Raw genomic sequence first — 2143 nt, 5'->3', positions numbered from 1 at the left:
GGCGGCAGCAGGACGGGCGGCGGCTGGACCGGGTGGGCCGAGGGCACCGGCGGCGGCTGCACCGGCGCGGGCGGCACCGGGCGGCGGCTGCGCCTGCGCTCGATCAGGTCCAGCGCGGCGGGCGGCAGCCAGTCGCCGGCCTCGCCCGCGGCGTCGTCCCGGGAGAACAGGTGCGGGGCCAGCTCGGCCTGCAGCTGGGCGGGCGTCGGCCGGTGCTCGGGCGCGGGCCGCATGCACGCCCGGACCAGGTCGACCAGCTCCAGCGGCAGCCCGGAGAGGTCCGGCTGGTCGCGCAGCAGCTGGAACACCGTCTCCACCGGGTTGGAGCCGCGGTACGGGGCGTGGCCGGTGGCACAGAAGACGATCAGCGAGCCGAGCGAGAAGACGTCGCTGGCGCCCTTGACGCTGCGGCTGTCGCGGGCCTGCTCGGGCGACATGTAGGCGGGGGTGCCGACCGCGACGTTGGTCATGGTGAGGCGGGTGTTGGAGACCCCGGCCGCGATCCCGAAGTCGATCACCCGCGGGCCGTCCTCGACCACCAGCACGTTGGACGGCTTCAGGTCGCGGTGGACCAGCCCGGCGTGGTGGATCGACTGCAGCGCCTCGGCGATCCCGGCGGTCAGCCAGCGGACCGCGTCCACCGGCAGCGGGCCGCACTCGTTGACCAGGTCCTCCAGCGAGGGCGCGGGCACGTAGGCGGTCGCCAGCCAGGGCACCGCCGCGTCCGCGTCCGCGTCGACCACGGCGGCGGTGTAGAACCCGCCAACCGTCTTGGCCGCCGCGATCTCCCGGGCGAACCGGACCCGGAACAGGTCGTCCTCGGCCAGTTCGGCGCGCACGGTCTTGATGGCGACCCTCCGGCCGGACGCCGACCGCGCCAGATAGACCAGACCCATCCCGCCCGCGCCGAGCCGCCCGAGCACCTCGAAGGGCCCGATCCGTCTCGGATCGTGCGCCGTCAGCTGGTCCACTCCGTTGCCACCTCCCCTTACCGCCGCCACCCGTCGGGGTGCCGGACCGATTGTCCAATGCGCACCCCCCGGGATCCAATCTCCCCCGCCCTCGACGCGTCGGCGGATGGCCGCCGCCCGCCGCCCCGGCCGCCCCCGGAGCACCGCCGGCACCATCTGACGGTTCGCCGATGGTCACAGTCGGTCATCCGACCTTCCCTCAGCAGACCCTTCGTCACGCTGTGGGGTCATCAGTGCACGGGGGGGCTTCAACACCATCCCGGCGATCAGTTGAAATTCCGTGCGTGCACTCCTCGGCACCCCCGCTTTACCACCCCCGGGCGGCGTAATAGTCGCATCACCGAATCGCGCCAAGATCTCGCCACGGTAAGCTGACGGCATGACAGGACAAGTTCGCACCGTCGACGGTCGCGTCGCCGGGCGACGCGGACAGGAGACGCGGCAGAAGCTGCTCGACTGCCTCCGCGAGATGCTCAGCACGTCGCCGTATCGGGACGTCAAGGTCATCGACGTCGCCCGTATGGCGGGTACCTCCCCCGCGACCTTCTACCAGTACTTCCCGGATGTCGAGGGCGCCGTCCTCGAGATCGCAGAGGAAATGGCCGAGGACAGCGCCGGGCTCAAAGAGCTCGTCGATGGAAAGTCCTGGGCGGGAAAGACCGGCTACGCCACTTCGGAAGATCTGGTGGACGGATTCCTCGCCTTCTGGCGCAAGAACGACGCCATTCTGCGCGTCGTCACTCTCGGTGCAGCCGAGGGGGACAAGCGGTTCTTCAAGATCCGCATGAAAGTCCTCAACTCGGTGGCCGGACCGCTCTCCGAGGCGGTGAAGGCGAATCAGGGCAAGACCGACAAGTCGGTCGACCCGGCGGCGGTCGCCGGCGCGCTGATCTCGCTGCTGGCCTCGGCGGCCGAGCACCAGAAGGCGTTCACCTCCTGGGGCGTCAAGGTCAAGGACCTCAAGCCCAACCTGGCCCTCCAGGTCTACCTGGGCGTGGCCGGAAAGAAGCCGCCCAAGTAGGTCCGCCCCACCGCACCACCCACCCCGTCCATCCCGCGCGCAGCTCCCGGCCTCCTGTCCGGGGTGTGTCGGACGGCGGCCGTGTCCTCGGGGGAGGTCCGCCGACGTACCGTGACGCGCACCAACGAGTCGCAGCACCACGGTGGGGCGG

The 2143-nt window shown here is 71.2% G+C and carries 2 protein-coding genes; one reads left to right on the top strand and one right to left on the bottom strand.

Features of this window, described 5'->3' with window-relative positions; genetic code table 11:
- Nucleotides 1–971 (bottom strand): serine/threonine-protein kinase (locus AA75_RS28500; RefSeq protein ID WP_149038427.1); only part of this gene is annotated, 971 nt, incomplete at its 3' end.
- A gap of 379 nt (nt 972–1350) precedes the next feature.
- Here AA75_RS28500 and AA75_RS28495 point away from each other — a divergent pair.
- Complete coding sequence (locus AA75_RS28495; protein WP_033823153.1) at nt 1351–1992, top strand: TetR family transcriptional regulator; 642 nt, start codon at nt 1351–1353, stop codon at nt 1990–1992.
- The last annotated feature ends 151 nt before the right edge of the window (nt 1993–2143 follow it).

This window comes from Kitasatospora sp. MBT63, assembly GCF_000710465.2.
GTDB lineage: Bacteria > Actinomycetota > Actinomycetes > Streptomycetales > Streptomycetaceae > Kitasatospora.
Note: the sequence above shows the minus strand (reverse complement) of the source record. Positions and strands in the feature narration are given on the sequence as shown.

Bases quoted from the DNA above. Each gene is read 5' to 3' on its own strand.
- AA75_RS28495 (WP_033823153.1), top strand. From the start codon at position 1,351: ATGACAGGACAAGTTCGCACCGTCGACGGTCGCGTCGCCGGGCGACGC.